The organism is Oleiphilus sp. HI0132 (genome assembly GCF_001635845.1).
The window spans coordinates 1-607 of record NZ_LWGJ01000188.1 but is presented as its reverse complement, the minus strand read 5'-3'; the positions used below and the strand labels follow the sequence as shown (position 1 = coordinate 607).

The 607-nt window shown below is 46.6% G+C and carries 1 protein-coding gene; it reads right to left on the bottom strand.

Annotation, left to right across the window (positions count from 1 at the left end; all coding sequences use genetic code 11):
* Positions 1–590 (bottom strand): alpha/beta fold hydrolase (locus A3766_RS02355; protein WP_231882815.1); only part of this gene is annotated, 590 nt, incomplete at its 3' end.
* Between the last annotated feature and the right edge of the window lie 17 nt (positions 591–607).

The following is a 607-nucleotide window of genomic DNA, read 5'->3' as shown; positions in this document are numbered from 1 at the left end:
CCTAAGTGCTTGCTAACCACAAAAGCCAGATAGCCAACAAGGGGTCTTGGAAAGTCATGCGCCATCCCTTCTATCTCGCGGAATTCAGCACCTTCAATCAGTTCAGCATTTTTTCTTCCGAACTTGATAGGAATGAGCCGATCTTCGGCACCATGAATAATCAAAGTGGGGACATTGACTCGCTGTGTAATCTTTTTGGTTTTCTTAGTCGCTACAATCGCAGAAAGCTGTCTTTTTGTACCGTACTTTTCAGCATCGCGCGCCAGAGCTTTCCGGAGTCGAGATTCTAACTCTTCTTGCTTTGGCGGGTGAGTCCTGCTGCTAATCAAACGGACGGTTTCCATTTTCAGGTCTAGCTGTTCTTCTTCGGCAGCCTGGCTCGACTTAAGCAAATGAAGCCCCAGCTTCATATTCCAAGGCATCACTAAACCACGACTATCTGCCGTAGACATGATCGAGGTTAAGCTAATAATACGATCATGATAAATACCAGCAATGATTTGAGCGATCATGCCACCCATTGAAGCTCCGACAATATGGGCCTGTTTACACTTTAGGTGGTCAAGCAGACAGACCGCGTCGTGGGCCATATGATATAGATCGTAGG